Consider the following 16,129-nt stretch of genomic DNA (forward strand, 5'->3'; position numbering starts at 1 on the left):
ATTTGCCGTGGAATTGGCACCAGGAAAGCTAGACAAGAAAACCAACAATGCCCGGTATCCGAGAAAGTAGATTTTCTCGGCTGCCGGGCTTTTTGAATTCCAGACGTCATTTGGTTGGGTGCTTACGAAGATCCCGTATGCATGCTATTTAATGGGCACGGTGGACGAAGATCCGGCATATGCGGCAGAATGCCAAGCCTTGATCAAAGAATTGGGCATTGAAGCACAGGTGCATGTGTTAGGCCAAGTCAACATCAAAGACTGGCTGCCGAAACTTGACGTGTTGGTGTTATCCAGCATCTCCGAAGGCCAGCCGCTGGCGGTGTTAGAAGGCATGGCCGCCGGGATTCCTTGGGTATGTACTGATGTCGGCGCGTGTCGCGAGTTGTTGTATGGGGCAAGCGACGACTTTGGCCAAGCAGGCTTTGTGGTGCGGCCAGTCGATCCCAGCGCCATCGCCGCGCATTTGGCGTGGTATTATCGCCACCCAGAAGCGATGAAGCTCATGGGCCAAAACGGTGCGCGCCGGGCGCGGCGTTATTATCAACTGGACACGGTCGCCCAAGCTTATGCGGCCAAGTATGCGAAAGGACGTGTTATCAATGGCGGGGCTTAACCTCGAAACCAAGCTTGACCGCTTGTTTAAACCAGAGAACTTGACCAAGCGCGCCGGGGCTTATGGCTTTGCCTTGATCGCAGGCGCCGGCGCGTGGCTGGTGTTGTTGGCCAGCATGTTGTTGATCCGCGGGGTGTTTCTAGCCACCGAATGGATCAGTCCCACCACTGCGAACCTCTTTGCCACGGCGGTGGCGTATTGCTTCATTTTCGGCCAAATGATCAACGCTTTGGGCCAATTCGTCGCCGCGCGCTTTGCCTCAGATGAATTATATGCCAGAAGAGCCGACCGCCTGATGCCGGCCATGCTGGGTTGGTTGAAAATCCAGCTGGCTTTGGCGGTAGTGGCAGCAGGTGCGTATTGGTTGCTGTTTCAACCCAGTGCGGCGATTGCCTTGGCGATGTTTGTGACGTTAGCGGCGACGATCAGCTTGTTTTCGCTGAATCTGTTTGCCGCGATGGTCGACTCGCGCAGCGCATCTCTTGGCTGGTTGGCAGCGGGGATGGCAGTGGCGATCGGCTCGGTGATGGTGTGCGGCTTTCAGCAATGGTGGCTGGCTGGGCAGCATGGCGTAATGTTAACCATGGTGTTGTGCTTTGCGCTAGGACTGGTCGTGGCTGACTTAGGCTTAGTGTCCCGCTTGTTGAAGAAATTGCCGATCGGCTCGCGCGCGCATCAATATGACTTGTTGTTGGCCATCGATGCGCATAAGCCATTAATGATCGCCTCGACTGGTTATGCGTTAGGCTTGTGGTCGGCGAACTTGATTTATTGGCTGGCGGCTGGGCAAAGCCTCGGCGGGATCTTCCAAGTGAACATGATGTATGACACGGCAACGTTCTTTGGCTACTTGTTGATCACGCCGGTGTATATGTTGTTGTTTGTGGCCATCGAAACGCGCTTCTTCCCGTATTATCGGCGCTTGATGAGCCAAATCAACAACGGCGGCACGCTTGATGCCATTGAATCGTCGCAAGTGAAGCTGCGCGGAGTGTTGGTGCAGGAATTGATCCGCATCATTCGCACCCAAGCAATCATCACTGTGATCGCCGTGGTGTTTGTCGGCATCCAAAGCTCGCGTAACTTGTATTTCACGCTGGAAACGTCGGTGCTGCAGCTGGTGATCGTGGGCGCTTGCTTGAATTCTTTCGTCTTGGTGGTGTTGTTATTGCAACTGTACCTTGACGATCAACGCGGCGCAGCCATCACCGGCGGGTTGTTTGGCTTAACGGTGATCGTGGCGACTTTAGCCGGCTTGCCGCTGGGCATTCACTTCTATGGATTGGGCTTGATCATCGGCGCTTTGATCGCAGTGGTGGTGGGGTTAGTGAACTTGTTACGCTATGCCGACCGCTTAAGCGAAGCGCTGTTCTTAAAATCTGCTGAGCATACCCCAGGGCGCATTGCGCAAGTGGCGCTGGCTTACGCCTCACGCCACAGCGATCCCGCTTTACAAAATTGATGGAAGCGAATACACTAATGGTGTAAGTGAAAATGTGCACAGCGTTCAACGCGGCGCCTCACGAGGCGCCGTTGTTGCGTCAGAAAGGAAGCTTGGCAATGACTTTCGTGAATAATGATTTCTCAGATGTGATGCTTAAGCGCGCGTCTACGCGTAATTTTGACCCGACGGTGAAGATCCTGCGGGAAGAACTGCAGGCGATGATCCAAGAAGCGATCACCGCGCCGTCTGCTTGCAACTTGCAGGCGTGGCACTTTGTGATCGTTGACACCCCTGAAGGCAAGGACAAGCTGCGCAAGTACTTCATGAAGTTCAATACGCCGCAGCTGGAAACTTGCAGCGCGATGGTGCAAGTCTTCGGCGACACCTTGGCTTTCAAGTCCTACCGCAATCTGTGGCAGAAGGCCTTTGAAAACGGCCAGATCACTCAAGAGAAGCTTGATGAAGTCTTGAAGACTTTCTTGCCGCTGTATGAGCACGCCGATCGCGCAATGCTGGTTTCAGATGCTACAGTCGATGCCAGCTTGGCTTCGATGCAGTTGATGCTGGCTGCTCGCGCGCATGGCTATGAAGCCAACCCGATTGCCGGCTATGATGGCAAGCAAGCCGCTGGGTTGTTCGGCTTGGATCCAGAGCGTTATGTGCCGGTAATGGCCATTGCCATTGGCAAGCCTGCCGCCGACAAAGAAGAAGTCCGCTCCACCCGCTATCCGGTGGGGGATGTTAGTGAATTCGCATAAGCAATAAAAAATGGCTCGGCTTTCGTATCTTGCGAGAGCCGAGCTTTTTTATTATCCAGGGCGGGCCCGGACAGGCGTTGCTGCGGCGCGCGGTGCAAGCGTCGGCGCAGGCGGTGCGGCCGGTTCCAACCACGCCAAGTGCGCGTGTTTTCCACCTAATTTCAGAGCCAGGTTCGCTTTGCTCACCTCCTGTCTCTGAAATTGCCGCGATCAGCACCACAAGCCAAGCACAACCCGCTTGGCTTGTGGTGCTGATCGTTTCACGGCCTGACCGACGCTTGCCCCGCGCGCCTCCGCAACGCCTGTCCTACCTCGTACGAATTAGCATCATTAGTTGCTCGGTGTACGAAAACTATATTGGTGCAGGGAGACATTCTGATTGCAACTTTCTAACACATCGATAAAGATGGATTAGAAGGTTATCGATTGTACAATGTCGATTACAGGATATAATCAATCATAATTCAGATTGTATAATTATTATTTTTTGCACTTCTAGTCGACGCAAGACATGTTTTCTGGCACAATAAACGAAGCAGAAGTTTAGATACGCGGTGCCTGCCTTGATTTGAAAAGGGGGTCGATGCCCATGGAATGATCTATGGTTCGACGATACCGGGAGAAAGGAGGACAGTCGTTTGCCAGCGTGGTGGGGTCTTGTCGAAGTCCTGATCTCGCATGCAAAGCCTGTATTGGAGTTTGTGCAACTGATCGTAACGTTATTCGTTTCGATCAAACAGTTGCGAACAGAAGCCAAGCAGGCTGACGCAGATTCGTCAGATAAGACGAAAAAAGCGTAAAGCAAACGCCGCAGTAACAAAAACTTTTCGAGAGTTTACTGCGGCGTAGTTTACGCTAAAGTAGATTATCAAGGCAGGCGCCAACTTCTTGACTTCTGCGGGGCATCACGGTTGCAGCCGTGATGCTTTTTCTATACAAAAATCGTATCATGCTGGCTGAAATAATACAAGTATAGGTTGATGCTGTGTTGTTGCGGTGGATTCGTCGAAGTCGACGAAAAAAGCGTAAAGCAAACGCCGCAGTATCCTGAATTTCTGGAAAAGTTTACTGCGGCGTTTTAAGCGCTAAAGTAGATTAACAAGGCAGGTGCCAACTTCTTGACTTCTGCGGGGCATCACGGTTGCAGCCGCGATGCTTTTCCATACAAAAATCCTATCATGTCAGTAAAAACAATACAAGTACCTACTCTGCAACAACGCGGCGCCACCGCCTCATACAAGGGGATGGCGCCGCGTGCACATTACTTCTTCTCTTTGGTCGCGTTAAGCACTTGGCCGATGGCTGGAATCTGGCCCAGTGAATCCACCGCGGTGCTTGGCAGAACGACGGTGTTGCTGTTGCCTTTGGCCAATTCTTCCAAGGCTTCGACGTTCTTATACTTCAAGTACAAGTCGCCGTTGTTGACCAAGCCGGCGTTGATCGAATCGATTTGGTCTTTGACCGCGGCGGCAAACAGGCGCTGGGATTCGGCGCGGCCTTGCGCTTGCAAGATCTGGGTTTGGCGGTTGGCTTCGGCTTCCAAGATCGAGGCCTGTTTCTCACCTTCGGCCTTGGCGATGGCCGCTTGCTTGTGGCCTTCCGCTTCCATGATGTTGGCTTCCTTCTCACGGCTGGCCCGCAGCAGCTTGTTCATGGATTCTTGAATGGTGGTGTCCACTTGGATCGAGTCGATGTTGACCCGATCGACATTCAACCCATAACCGGCCGTAGTTTCAGCGATTTGTGAAAAAAGGGTCTGGTTGATTGTTTCGGTACCATTAAGCACATCGTTCAAGTCCATGTTACCGATGATCCCGCGCAAGTTCGCCCGCGTATCTTGCACCATGGACAGCACTGAGTCTTTGTTCTGATAAACATAAGCGTTAACGTCGGTGATGTGATACTTCAAAGTTTCCGAGATCCGCACCACAACGTTATCTTTGGTGATGACTTCTTGTTCGTCAACTTTCAACGGGATCTGCTTCATGTTGACGATTTCGGTGATGCGATAAATCAGCGGCGGCACCACATGAAAGCCAGGTTCCAAGGTTTGGACATATTTCCCCAAACGTTCCACGATCCCAACTTCCCCGGTATGAATGATCGCCACACTGGTAAAAATGATCACGGCTAGTCCCAATAAAACCAGGACGACCACGATACCAATAATAATTCCTGCCATAAATATTCCTCCTCAAGTAAACAGAGCGCAGCAGCTTACACGCAATCGCGTTGGGCTGCGAAGCTAAGTAAGTAATTGTCTAATACTTCATCACAGAACGCAGATTGCGCACGGTCAAGCCCAGTGGCGCGGCGGCGGTGACCACCACCACATCACCTGGCTTGCTGTCGTCGGCGACGCGATAATGGTAATGGATCCCGTACAGCACCACCGTCCCAGTCGGCGCCGTCTGCAAGGTGAAACGGGTGTTGATCAAGCGGTCGTCTAGCATTTAGCTCACTCCTTCACTACTCATCATAAGCGCTTTGTGAGATTAAGACAATCTTAATCGAATGCGCTACCAAGACCTCAGCCTAAAGTCTGATTTGCAGGTGACAGAAGTGTCACGTAACGCCAAGGCCTCGCATTGACGAAGCCTTGCGCCATGCGAGGTTTAGACACTAGCTGCGACTTTAGACAGTTGGCAGCGCTTCGTCTAACAATGCTGTTAGACCAGTGTTTTCGGCGGCGGGATGCGGTAGAATGTACACACACCATGAAAGGAGAGTGCGTCATGCGCCGCAAGCGGCCGATTTATTCCAATACCTATACCAAGCGGCGTCGAATCATTATCGCCATGATTGTTGCCGTGGTCATGCTTGCCGCCGCAGTCACTGGCTGGTGGTGGCTGCACCGCAATCCGCGCCCGAGCGCCAGACGTTATCCTGAGCTTGGCGTGCGCGTGGATCAAAGCTTCGGCGCCATTGATGCCACCGAGTTGGCTCAGCGCAAAGTCAGCTTCGTCTACATTAAAGCGACTCAAGGGGCGAGCTTTGTTGATGACGATTACACCACCAATTACTCGCGCGCTGCAGATCTCAAGCGCGGCGTCTATCATTACTTCAGCTTCGAATCCACGCCAGCTCAACAAGTCGCCAACTTCAGCAACCACGTTGGCCAAGACGTTGGCACCTTGCCCATCGGCATTTACGTCACTTACTACGAAGACCCACCAGCAGCCCAAACGCTCGCCGCCCGCTTGCAACAATTTATCAAGTTATTGAATGCGCGCTACAGCAATGGCGTGGTGGTGATGGCCACACCAAGTGTCTTAGCCGACTTGCACCAATATCTGCCAACTGTCGCCACCTACGCCATCACAGACAAAAGGCCTAAAGCCGCTGCGTATTGGGAATACGCCACCGCCAAGCTGCCAGGCGGGGACAAAAGTTATCACTGCGCCGTTGCGGTACCAAGCACAAAGAAGGGGTGAATCCTGTGAAAAAGATCCTGATCGGCTTTGTTGTGTTGATCGCGCTAGTGGCCGGAGGTATCGGCTGGTATCAACACGAATACTATAGCGGCACGACTTATTACACCAAGATCACCACCACTGGCACCAAAATCGCCCCGCAAGACAACAAAGGCAACGTCTACATCGACTTTCGCTACAACCAAGCCGCCTATGATGATGCCGGCCACCGCAAAACGCTGGTGTTTAACGGCAACAAGTCCCGTCCGCTGCGCATGCATGCGTATTTGAAGCTGGTGTACAACCGCCACCGCGGCGTGACGTCTTGGCAAGCTGTCGATCAAGCGCAAGTCCCTAAGCGCGCCAAGAACCTCCTGAATTAACGAAAATTAAAATTTATCATTCTAAAATATTCCGCCATTACGAGCAATAAATCGTGATGGCGGATTTTTTATGCGCTGAAATGCTTGACAGCAGGGCTTACCAGGCCCGTCAGAACGGGCGTTTGGCTAATTCTTTGGGAAATTTCACATCCTTTAATAAAATTATGATAAAGGATGTGATAAATATGATAATTGAATCAGGCACCGACTGGCTGACACTGGACACTAAGCACCTGGGTTCACGTAAAATGCCCCCGCCGCAAACGGATCCGCGCGTCATCGCAGCGCTAGGTTCGGCCAACTCAACTGGAACCATCAAGTCCCTGCTCTTAGTCGGGAATATTGGCTGGTGCGCATGTACCGACAGCATCCAAACCGTGATGAACCACTATCGTTATGCTTGGTATGACAATGAGCAGTGGCTGGCTCCAGTGCGAGAGATGTGTGCGAAGCAAGCCGGGTTAACTGGCAAGCTGCCACAAGTGATCGTGTCGCAAGCACGTGCATGGTGGTCACCAAATCCTGGTGCCCGCGAACCGCTTTATTTCGCCCATCCGACCATTCGCCTAACCGGCTGCAACGAGGCACACACCAAATTATACTTTTATTTGCGTGGGCACCCCGATGTGCAAGGAACCATCACCGAGTTGGCGACCACCCAACAGCTTGACAAGTGGCTGAAAATCGCAGTCTTCGCCGATCGCTTGCAAGACGCGCTGATGCCGTACAGCCAATCGAAGTACAAGACCTTAATGGCCGAACTCGGCCAACCGATTTCGTCAGACTATGACCACGTCAAATTTCTCCCCGAATTGAAACAGCCACAAATCAAGAACCCCACAATTGGCAAGCTATGGATCCATCATGAGCGGTATGTGCACCATCTCTCCAACAAGAGTCTGCGGTTAAGGGGGGTAGACCCTGACGAAACTTTTACAAATGAGTGACTAAAGTTCAAATCCGCACCAGGCAAGCAACTGAAATGTAAAAATCGTAAATTCGCGCCGCGCAAGGCAGTTCACGTCATGTGTGGTGCGGGTTTGCGTAATTGCTGTACCCAACATTTGCCGAGTTATATTATATCGTTGTGCTTGAGAAGAGAGTCGAACACAAAGGCTTTCGCTCTGATCGTCGAGCTGCGTGGCGCAACGCGGGCGCAATTAGCTACGCCCATGCACTCGAAGCAAAATACGCTTCAAGTACGAGAGCTAGGCTAATTGACCCGCTAAAAGCGCGCCACTTCGCACTGGTATCGTCGAGCTGCGCAGCCCAACGCGGCGTGAGATAAGTCGTGACGTCAATTGGGCAAAGAACGCCCAACTGCCATCCCGCCTTATCTCCACCGCTAAAACCGGGCTGCTCCGCTCTGGGTACAAAAAATCCCTCGCGGCTGTCTGGGGAAAGAAACGCCGCAAGGGAACCTGTGAAAGGAGTTTCGTCGCATCCGGCCGTCACCCAACAGCCGTTAACAATATTGTAATCGCTTGCTACATCCGTGCTGTGCAGAAAATCACCAAAATCACTTCATAATCTGACCCCATACATTGCAGGCGGCACTTGCGCCTGCAACTCTAGGAAAGGAGGACGCAGATCATGGCACGGATGCTAAAGAGTCAACGGCTCAACATCATCTCCACTGACGGCACCAATGAGAATTCGCGCAACTTCGCCAATCTCATCTATGACGTCGACGACTCGCAGATTGAGCGCATCATCCAGTTGATCTTAGACTTCACCCAAGAACAACCGGTCAGTGCATCGATCACCATTGTCTTAGACGTGGTGAACTGATCCTGAATCAAAATTCGGTTTAAAATTCGCCTAGTCGGACTTCGTCAAGAAAGGAGCACAGCATCATGGCAACCTATAATGCAATCGCCAGCTTCACTGCCAACGACGGCAGCACGAAGCGGCTCACCATCCGCAACATCAAGCCAGACGTTTCCGCTGAACAAGCCAACGCCTTACTCGATGGCATCTCTGCAGTCAACGGCTTCGGCGCCAACGGCCTGGTTTACTACCTGGTCCCGCAAAGCCTTGTTGTTACCACTAGTGATTCGACACCAATCGTCCAACGCTAGAAACCCCAGAGCGGAGTGGCGCGTTCTTAGCGGGTCAGTTAGCCTAGCTATCGGGCTTGAGGCGCTCTTTGACTCGAGTTCGATGGCGTAGCTAACTGCACCCGCGTTGCGCCACGCAACTCGACGCTAGAAACCAGAGCGGAGCTGCCCGGTCTTAGCGGTTGATATAAGGCGGGATGACGTTTAGGCGGTCTTGGCCCAAGCGGCGTCACGACTTATATCCGGCCGCGTTGGGCAGCGCAGCCCGACGAAGACCACAGCCGTTGAGCAGCGCAACTAATCTTAGCGAAATCATGGCCGTTCTCGCATAGCCGCTGCACCAACGGTTCTCAACCATTCACCAATCACACTCGCGGGCAGGTCGCGAGGGCTGACATTCAGTCGAGGGCATAGCGGGTGATTGAAAGAAGGGAAGCACCATGGATGCACAAATGATCTCAGGTGTACTTGACCAAGCCATCGGTGGTATCATCGCCGTATTGCTAGTCTTGCACATCGAGAAGAAGCTTGACCAGCTGAGCATCGACATCACGGCACTCACCAACTCCATCAAAGACCATCTCGCAAAGGAGGCCAGCCATGGCTAATTATCAACTCGTCGCCGACGTTTCCGGTTGGAACCCCGACACCCAAGCATTCTTCAACCAACTGGCCGGCCTCGGCGTCAAAGCTGTCATCGTCAAACTCACCGAAAGCACCAACTACACCAACCCCAAAGCCTACAACCAAATCAGACGCGCCTGGAAAGCCGGCTTACACGTTCACGCCTACCACTTCGCGCACTTTCAAAACACCGCCCAAGCCAAAGCCGAGGCGAAATACTTCGCCAACACCGCCAAAAGCTTTGGCCTGGACAAAACCAGCGTCTTAGTCGCCGACGTGGAAGCCAGCACGCTGCCAAGCGGCGGGTTGACTGGACTGACCAACTCCTTCTTGGAGCAGCTCAAGGCCAGCGGCTATCCGAAGGTGGATCTCTATACCATGGCCAGCTGGATCTGGTCCAGCCGCATCAATCCTAAAACCTTGATCGCCAAGAACTTGTGGATCGCGCGGTATCAAGCCGACAAGCCAGGCGTGGATAACGTCGGCACCTGGCAGTTTACCAGCAACTACAAGGGATTAAATGTTGATATGAGTTATGATTTCAAAGGATTGTATACGAAAATCTAAAGCAATAGGGGCTTCGGAACGCGATAAGCGCACCGGAGCCCCTATTTGTTTGCATCAAAAAAGCAAGACATGCGACCTCAGTAGGGGTGGCATGTCTTGCTACAGAATGTTTAAGCTTTCTGATCGTTATCCTTGCCATAGTAGCCGCCATAGTAGTAATACCCATAGTAGCCGCCAGCTTCTTGCGGGATGCGGTTCTGCACGACGCCAATGATGTTGGCATCAACTTTCTCCAGCATCTCTTTAGCAGCCAATACAGCACCTTTCTGAGCGATCCCGTAAGGCACAACGAGAATCGTTGCATCGACCTTAGAAGCCAAAATCTGTGCATCAGTGACAGAATCCAACGGTGGTACATCGAAAATCACCATGTCGAAGTTCTTGGCCAAGGTTTCAATCAACCGCTCCATCCGCTTAGAACTCAACAGTTCTGATGGGTTGGGAGGCAGGGGACCGGTTGGTAAGACGCTTAGGTGGTCGATAGAAGTGGGCACGATAAAGTCAGCGAGATCCAGGTTTTCCTTGGTCGTCAACAGATTGACTAGTCCTTTCTCGTTGGTTAACGAGAAAGTAGCATGAACTGTCGGCCGCCGCGTGTCAGCATCCACCAGAAGCGTGCGTAGGCCTTGGTTGGCGAAAGTGACGGCAACATTACCTGACACCGTTGACTTCCCTTCAGAAGCGCCACTGGAGGTGAATACTAAGGTCTTCAATTGCTTATCGGCATCTGAGTACAAAATGTTTGTCCGCAAAGTGCGGAATTGTTCAGAAATATGTGACTTTGGTGCATAGTCAGTAATCAAACTGATCCCTTTATGCATGGAAATATCATCGAGGTCCCGTTTCTTACGTTTAAACCAAGCCATTAGCGTACCCCTCCATCCACACCACGACGACGCGGTAAAGCATCGGCGGCGCGTGCTTGTCCGAACTTCATATCCTTGTCGTCAATAATTGAAATTGAACCCAAGACAGGCAAGCCAACGGTATCAGTGAGAAAGACTGGATCCTTGACCGTGGTGTCGGTGAGCTCACGGATAAAGGCAAGCAAAATACCAATTACAAGACCCGCTAACAGGCCAACTGCCATATTAATCATTGGTCGTGGAGAGACCTGACCCTTCGAAAGCTTGGCATCGGAAATGATGGATACGTTCTTAGCGTTGGCCATGATCTTAGTGATCTTGGCTTTGAACACGTTGGTTACCGCGTTAGCAATGTCGCGGGCGATGTATGGCGAAGTGGCTTCAGCAGTAACCTTAACCACCTGTGAGTTCTCGTTGTTAGAGATTGTTAATGACTTCGCCAAGTCGTTGGCAGAGCCAGCAAACTTACCAGATTTGTTCAAGTCCTTAGCGGCCTGATCGAGGATAACCGGTTGCGTGATAATATCTTTATATGTGTTGATCATCTGTAAGTCGGTTTGGACTTGGTTATACTGCTGACCTGCATCTTGGTTGGTCCGTTGGTTGACCAAAATCAATGCGGATGAGTCGTACTTGGGTGTCATTGCGAATTTTGTGACTCCGAATGCGACTACCAAGCCGATAATACCGAAACTGATAATCATAATGAGATGCTTGCGTAAGGTGCGAAATACCTGGCCCAAGCTGATAACGTCGTCGTCCATGTGCCCTCCTGAAGACTGAATGCAAATAAGTATAGTAAAACTACACAAGTTTACCACATTTTGCGGATGATTCTAGACTTAGGTGATTGAAAAATCAAAATTTCATGGATCTTCGCGTGGATTATTTGAACGTGTTGCCATGATATGATAATGTACGATAGTGAGTCTGCAAAATAGAAAAACGCTCAAACTATAGAGCTGCATGAAAACTTAACGATCTCTAATCATATTGATTTATAAAATTGTATTACTAGAGAGTAAACGTCCGCATAAAATTAATTGAGTGAAATCCGACTATAGTCGATGACAGCTGAACAGAAGGAGCGCTTCCTTGCTGCGAATGTCGCTACTCACGAGAGATAGTGAGTGATATATCTTAAAACAGAGCGGTACAGTCCTAGCGTAAAGCGTAACATGAGCTACATTGTGATAAAAGACCTCGTCCAAGCATTGGTTACCAAAAGTTTTCCCTACGTGATCTAATTACTGATGGCAGTATAAAATAAAGTATGTATAATAAATTTCAATTTGTGGTATGAATTCCGCAACACCTGAATCAGGTGCCAATTATTAATGATGAACATTACAAGAATATTTCAAGCATACGTAACCGATTCCAGCGTGTTGTGCTTGATTATTTATGAGGTATACTCTACATTGGTGTTTTTTTTAATTAGTCGTACTACTCTAACGGTAAATTGTAGCAATTGGCAGTCTAACAATAAGGATTTTTGGGTCAGTTTCAGTCGATAACCCGGCAAAGATGCTTATTTGAAAATTTGGATGTTGAAAGGAAATGTATTAATAATGAAAGTTTGTCTTGTGGGATCATCAGGAGGACATTTAACGCATCTTTATATGCTCAAACCTTTCTGGAGAAATACAGATCGGTTTTGGGTGACTTTTGATAAAGAGGATGCGCGTAGTCTGCTTCAAGATGAACGACAATATTACTGTTATTATCCAACTAATCGGAATATAAAAGCTTTGCTTATTAATACTTTCTTAGCATTCAAGGTATTGCTGAAAGAACGGCCTGACGTAATCATTTCCTCTGGTGCGGCAGTGGCTGTGCCGTTTTTCTACATCGGTAAATTATTGGGAGCAAAGCTTGTTTATGTAGAAGTCTTTGATCGAATTGATAAACCGACTATTACTGGAAAGCTAGTATATCCAATTGCAGATAAGTTCATAGTTCAGTGGGAAGAGATGAAGAAAGTCTATCCCAAAGCGATTAATTTAGGAAGTATTTTTTAGGTTGGAGGAGCCAATGATATTCGTAACAGTTGGGACACATGAGCAACCGTTTAATCGCTTACTCAAAAAAATGGATCAGTTAGTTGAAAACGGAACAATTCAAGAACAAGTAATCATTCAAGCGGGTTATAGTACGTATAATCCGAAAAAATGTAACTGTTCGCAATTTCTAACTTATCAACAAATGTGGGATTATGTTCGGGAAGCTCGGATTGTAATTACTCATGGTGGGCCGTCTAGTTTCATCATGCCGTTGCAGATTGGCAAGATTCCAATTGTCGTTCCTCGTCAAGCCAAGTATGATGAGCACGTTAACAATCATCAATTTGATTTTGCAAACCAAGTGGCCGAGCGCAAGCAAAATATTATCGTAGTTGATGAAATAGATGAATTGGGCAAGGATATTCAACAATACGAGCGAATAGTTTCTAACATGTCAGATGAAATCGTGAATAATAATGAACGATTTAACGAAAATTTAGTTCATATCGTGAACTCAATGTTAGAATCAACCAGAAAATCAAAATAAATATTTTTATTGATAAATCAGGGGTTGTACGTTTACGCACAAAGCTGACGGAGCTCTTCTCAGCTTAGTGTTGCATAGTAGGAATGCAGTATATTTCATAACTTGTTTGGAAGGTGTGTGCTGAGAGTGGAATTGGGTAAAAAAAAAGTTCGGGTGGCTATGGTTGCAAGTAATCTGGAAAAAAATGGGATCAGTACAGTGATTATGAATTATTGTACACATTTAGATTTAGATTTATATGACATCACAATCATAGTTGGAAAGAAAGTTGATGCATACTTTCTAGAGATTTGTCATAATCTCAAGATAACAATTGTTGAACTCCCTTATCGTAAAACAGAGCCTAAAAAATATTATCTTAAGTTTAACTCATATCTATCAAAAAATAAATTCGATATCGTACATGTACATGGCAGTAATTCATCTATCGGGTTAGAGTTATTAATAGCAAAATTACATCGTATCCCTGTACGAATTGCTCATTGTCATAACTCATTCGGATCTAGTGTAAAAATTCATAAGCTTATGAAGCCTGTGTTAAATTGGTCATATACAAATGCATTTGCATGTGGCCAACTGGCTGGTGAATGGATGTTTGGAAATCGACCATTTACTATAATTCGGAATGGTTTTGACGTTGCAAAGTTTGCTTTCGATGTTAATTTTAGGACTAAGTGGCGAAAAAAACTTAATCTAGAATCAAAACTGGTATTAGGACACGTCGGATGGTTTAATTTTCAAAAAAATCAGAAATTTCTGCTCAAGTTGTTAAAACAAACTTTGCCGAGCATTCCTAATGCGCATTTACTTCTTGTCGGAGGTGGCCAAAATCTAAGTAATATTAAGCAAACCGCCAGTGATTTGGGATTGGAATCACGTGTGACATTTCTTGGTGAAATAGATGTTCCTGAAGAAATATATAGTGCTATGGACTGCTTTGTTTTTCCGTCAAGATTTGAAGGCCTGCCGATTGCAATGCTTGAAGCCCAGATTTCAGGTTTGCCATGCATAATGTCAACCAATGTAACGCAAGAGGTAGTTATAGGATCGACCGTCAAGTGTTTATCTCTTGACGCACCACTCGGTTCTTGGACAAAAGCAATAACAAAGTTAAGCGAGGATGCCCGAACTTCGTTTGTGTCTGTAAACGCAAGATCAATTACAAAATATCAAATTGAAAACTGTGTACAGGAGCTAAACGAAGAGTACATAGCAATTTTAAAAAAGAAGGTGAAAGTAAAGTGAACGAGGACCTCGACTATACAGAACATAACGGAAGAGTAGCAGTGCTATTATCCACATATAATGGGGAAAAGTTTTTAGAGGCTCAATTGAATAGTATTGAAAAGCAGGACTATGAGAACTTACAATTAATCGTCCGGGATGATGGAAGCGTAGACGGTACCGTACAGATTTTGATGAATTTTTCGAAGCACTCCAGGTTGCAAGTTAAAGTCATCCAGGGAATTAATGTCGGACCTGCGAGAGGATTTTGGGAGCTTTTGCATTGTAAGGGCATCAATGCCGATTACTTTGCGTATTGCGATCAAGATGACGTATGGGATGCCGATAAGATTTCCAGATCGGTGGAATTTTTAACTCAGTGTCAGGAAAATGTTTTATACTTTTCAAACTGCAGATTTATTGACGCTAAAGGAAAAGTGTTTCAGACGAAGATGTTTGAGAAAAAGCCGCGTATATCACTACAGCGCTTATTTATTTCTGGTGTGGTGCAGGGTTGTGCTATGGTAATGACAAGGGATTTACGAGAACATATTTGTGATTCATCCATATCCTCGCTGCCGATGCATGATGTAGTCACGATGTTATACGCACTGGATTTTGGACGTATTGTGTACGATGAGAATCCTAGATTTAGCTATCGAAGTCATTCGGGTAATGTCGTTGATAAACAGCGAAAATCTGTCTGGAAGAAAATACGAACCAGAATGCGGGCTTTGGATAATGGGTGGCACAATTCATATAGTACTGTTGCTGAAGAACTGTTGATTAACAATTTTATGATCTCAACAGATAATAAAAAAATTCTAGGTTATGTTCGCGATTATAAAACATCGTTTAGCGCTTTCTGGAAAACGTTTATGTTTTCCTCAGATGATGTGAGTAAGGAAGCCATGCGTTCATTTCATTTACGGCTACTGTTGAGGGCATTTTGAACTGAAATATTGTTATTTTTAGGCTGGAGCGATCGGATGGACAAGCTAAAAAACTTTGTAACACGGTTTGCAAACAGCAAGGTTGCTGAGAACGGGATGTGGATGTATGGACTGCAAATTGTTAATACCGTAATTCCGCTATTAACTTTGCCATTCATAACAAGAATACTGGGTAGTGAAGGATTTGGAATATTTTCCATATCGCTTAATATCTTCGGATACTTACAAACTATCATAGAATACGGTTTTGGAATGTCAGCCACCCGAGAAATTGCCTTGTTAGCAAAGGATGAGGATACTAATAACAGACAAAATAGATTGTTTACGTCTGTCGTATTCTCTCGTAGTATTTTAACCGTTACTTGTATATTATTCTCTGTTGTTTACGTTGCATTGCATAAATTTAATTCATTGCAATCATTAAGCTTAATAGTGCTCGATCTTGGCTTGCTGGGTTCATGCGTACAGATGAATTGGCTTTACCAAGGCTTGCAAGAGATGAAGTATTTATCATTGGTCAATATGGTTTCAAGAGGGATTTCCGGTAAGCACCCAATAACAGACCGTCTTGAAAATCAATAGAGGCCCGTTCCCAGATTCAGGGAAGCGGACCTCTTTGCTTTAAGCGACGGTCGATTGGGCGGTACCGGTAAATGTTTGGTTCCAAGGCA

Annotated in this window: 20 protein-coding genes; 16 read left to right on the forward strand and 4 right to left on the reverse strand. The window is 47.8% G+C overall.

Annotated features, from left to right (window positions below):
• Positions 1–118: 118 nt before the first annotated feature.
• The 4 genes from pelF to ACGG90_RS14270 all read left to right on the forward strand — a co-directional run bounded on the left by pelF (position 119) and on the right by ACGG90_RS14270 (position 3,618).
• Positions 119–616 carry a GT4 family glycosyltransferase PelF gene (pelF, locus tag ACGG90_RS14255; RefSeq protein ID WP_390410437.1) on the forward strand — a complete coding sequence of 166 codons (498 nt, stop codon included), beginning with the start codon at positions 119–121 and terminating at the stop codon, positions 614–616.
• Complete coding sequence (gene pelG, locus ACGG90_RS14260) at positions 603–2,078, forward strand: exopolysaccharide Pel transporter PelG (protein WP_390410439.1); 1,476 nt, start codon at positions 603–605, stop codon at positions 2,076–2,078. Before pelF ends, pelG begins: the two co-directional genes overlap by 14 nt.
• A 98-nt stretch (positions 2,079–2,176) precedes the next feature.
• A complete protein-coding gene (locus ACGG90_RS14265; RefSeq protein WP_390410441.1) occupies positions 2,177–2,818 on the forward strand; it encodes a nitroreductase family protein in 642 nt (213 codons plus the stop codon).
• A gap of 638 nt (positions 2,819–3,456) precedes the next feature.
• Entirely contained in the window at positions 3,457–3,618 is a 162-nt protein-coding gene (locus ACGG90_RS14270; protein ID WP_390410443.1) for a hypothetical protein, read from the forward strand.
• Between the two features lie 461 nt (positions 3,619–4,079).
• Here ACGG90_RS14270 and ACGG90_RS14275 read toward each other — a convergent pair whose 3' ends face one another.
• Both ACGG90_RS14275 and ACGG90_RS14280 read right to left on the reverse strand, forming a co-directional pair.
• The gene (locus ACGG90_RS14275; RefSeq protein WP_390410444.1) at positions 4,080–5,000 is read right to left on the reverse strand and encodes an SPFH domain-containing protein; all 921 of its coding nucleotides are present in this window, start codon (positions 4,998–5,000) and stop codon (positions 4,080–4,082) included.
• A gap of 79 nt (positions 5,001–5,079) precedes the next feature.
• Positions 5,080–5,271, reverse strand: coding sequence for a hypothetical protein (locus tag ACGG90_RS14280; RefSeq protein WP_390410446.1), 192 nt, complete (start codon positions 5,269–5,271; stop codon positions 5,080–5,082).
• Between the two features lie 282 nt (positions 5,272–5,553).
• Between ACGG90_RS14280 and ACGG90_RS14285 the strand changes: the two genes are divergently transcribed.
• The 7 genes from ACGG90_RS14285 (at position 5,554) to ACGG90_RS14315 (ending at position 9,865) form a co-directional block, all read left to right on the forward strand.
• Positions 5,554–6,252, forward strand: coding sequence for a GH25 family lysozyme (locus tag ACGG90_RS14285; RefSeq protein WP_390410447.1), 699 nt, complete (start codon positions 5,554–5,556; stop codon positions 6,250–6,252).
• A 5-nt stretch (positions 6,253–6,257) separates the two neighbouring features.
• Positions 6,258–6,614, forward strand: coding sequence for a YxeA family protein (locus tag ACGG90_RS14290; protein WP_390410448.1), 357 nt, complete (start codon positions 6,258–6,260; stop codon positions 6,612–6,614).
• A 185-nt stretch (positions 6,615–6,799) separates the two neighbouring features.
• The gene (locus tag ACGG90_RS14295) at positions 6,800–7,561 is read left to right on the forward strand and encodes a hypothetical protein (protein WP_390410450.1); all 762 of its coding nucleotides are present in this window, start codon (positions 6,800–6,802) and stop codon (positions 7,559–7,561) included.
• Between the two features lie 646 nt (positions 7,562–8,207).
• A complete protein-coding gene (locus tag ACGG90_RS14300; protein ID WP_390410451.1) occupies positions 8,208–8,405 on the forward strand; it encodes a hypothetical protein in 198 nt (65 codons plus the stop codon).
• A gap of 65 nt (positions 8,406–8,470) precedes the next feature.
• The gene (locus ACGG90_RS14305; protein ID WP_390410453.1) at positions 8,471–8,695 is read left to right on the forward strand and encodes a DUF2922 family protein; all 225 of its coding nucleotides are present in this window, start codon (positions 8,471–8,473) and stop codon (positions 8,693–8,695) included.
• 419 nt (positions 8,696–9,114) lie between these two features.
• The gene (locus tag ACGG90_RS14310) at positions 9,115–9,282 is read left to right on the forward strand and encodes a YvrJ family protein (RefSeq protein WP_390410454.1); all 168 of its coding nucleotides are present in this window, start codon (positions 9,115–9,117) and stop codon (positions 9,280–9,282) included.
• Entirely contained in the window at positions 9,275–9,865 is a 591-nt protein-coding gene (locus ACGG90_RS14315) for a GH25 family lysozyme (RefSeq protein WP_390410456.1), read from the forward strand. The genes ACGG90_RS14310 and ACGG90_RS14315 overlap by 8 nt, the downstream gene beginning before the upstream one ends.
• 110 nt (positions 9,866–9,975) lie before the next feature.
• Here ACGG90_RS14315 and ACGG90_RS14320 read toward each other — a convergent pair whose 3' ends face one another.
• Both ACGG90_RS14320 and ACGG90_RS14325 read right to left on the reverse strand, forming a co-directional pair.
• Positions 9,976–10,731 (reverse strand): CpsD/CapB family tyrosine-protein kinase, encoded by a 756-nt coding sequence (locus ACGG90_RS14320; RefSeq protein WP_390410458.1) that lies wholly within the window; start codon positions 10,729–10,731, stop codon positions 9,976–9,978.
• Positions 10,731–11,495, reverse strand: a complete 765-nt coding sequence (locus ACGG90_RS14325) for a YveK family protein (protein ID WP_390410460.1) — start codon at positions 11,493–11,495, stop codon at positions 10,731–10,733. The genes ACGG90_RS14320 and ACGG90_RS14325 overlap by 1 nt, the downstream gene beginning before the upstream one ends.
• Before the next feature lie 807 nt (positions 11,496–12,302).
• Here ACGG90_RS14325 and pssD point away from each other — a divergent pair.
• From pssD to ACGG90_RS14350, 5 genes are all read left to right on the forward strand, one after another.
• Positions 12,303–12,752 (forward strand): PssD/Cps14F family polysaccharide biosynthesis glycosyltransferase, encoded by a 450-nt coding sequence (pssD, locus tag ACGG90_RS14330; RefSeq protein ID WP_390410469.1) that lies wholly within the window; start codon positions 12,303–12,305, stop codon positions 12,750–12,752.
• Between the two features lie 13 nt (positions 12,753–12,765).
• Positions 12,766–13,281 (forward strand): glycosyltransferase, encoded by a 516-nt coding sequence (locus ACGG90_RS14335; RefSeq protein ID WP_390410462.1) that lies wholly within the window; start codon positions 12,766–12,768, stop codon positions 13,279–13,281.
• A gap of 126 nt (positions 13,282–13,407) precedes the next feature.
• Positions 13,408–14,526 (forward strand): glycosyltransferase, encoded by a 1,119-nt coding sequence (locus ACGG90_RS14340; RefSeq protein ID WP_390410464.1) that lies wholly within the window; start codon positions 13,408–13,410, stop codon positions 14,524–14,526.
• Positions 14,523–15,458 (forward strand): glycosyltransferase, encoded by a 936-nt coding sequence (locus ACGG90_RS14345; protein WP_390410465.1) that lies wholly within the window; start codon positions 14,523–14,525, stop codon positions 15,456–15,458. Before ACGG90_RS14340 ends, ACGG90_RS14345 begins: the two co-directional genes overlap by 4 nt.
• Before the next feature lie 36 nt (positions 15,459–15,494).
• Positions 15,495–16,040 carry an oligosaccharide flippase family protein gene (locus ACGG90_RS14350; protein ID WP_390410467.1) on the forward strand — a complete coding sequence of 182 codons (546 nt, stop codon included), beginning with the start codon at positions 15,495–15,497 and terminating at the stop codon, positions 16,038–16,040.
• Positions 16,041–16,129 lie beyond the last annotated feature (89 nt).

Source organism: Lacticaseibacillus jixiensis, assembly GCF_042847315.1.
Classification (GTDB): domain Bacteria; phylum Bacillota; class Bacilli; order Lactobacillales; family Lactobacillaceae; genus Lacticaseibacillus; species Lacticaseibacillus jixiensis.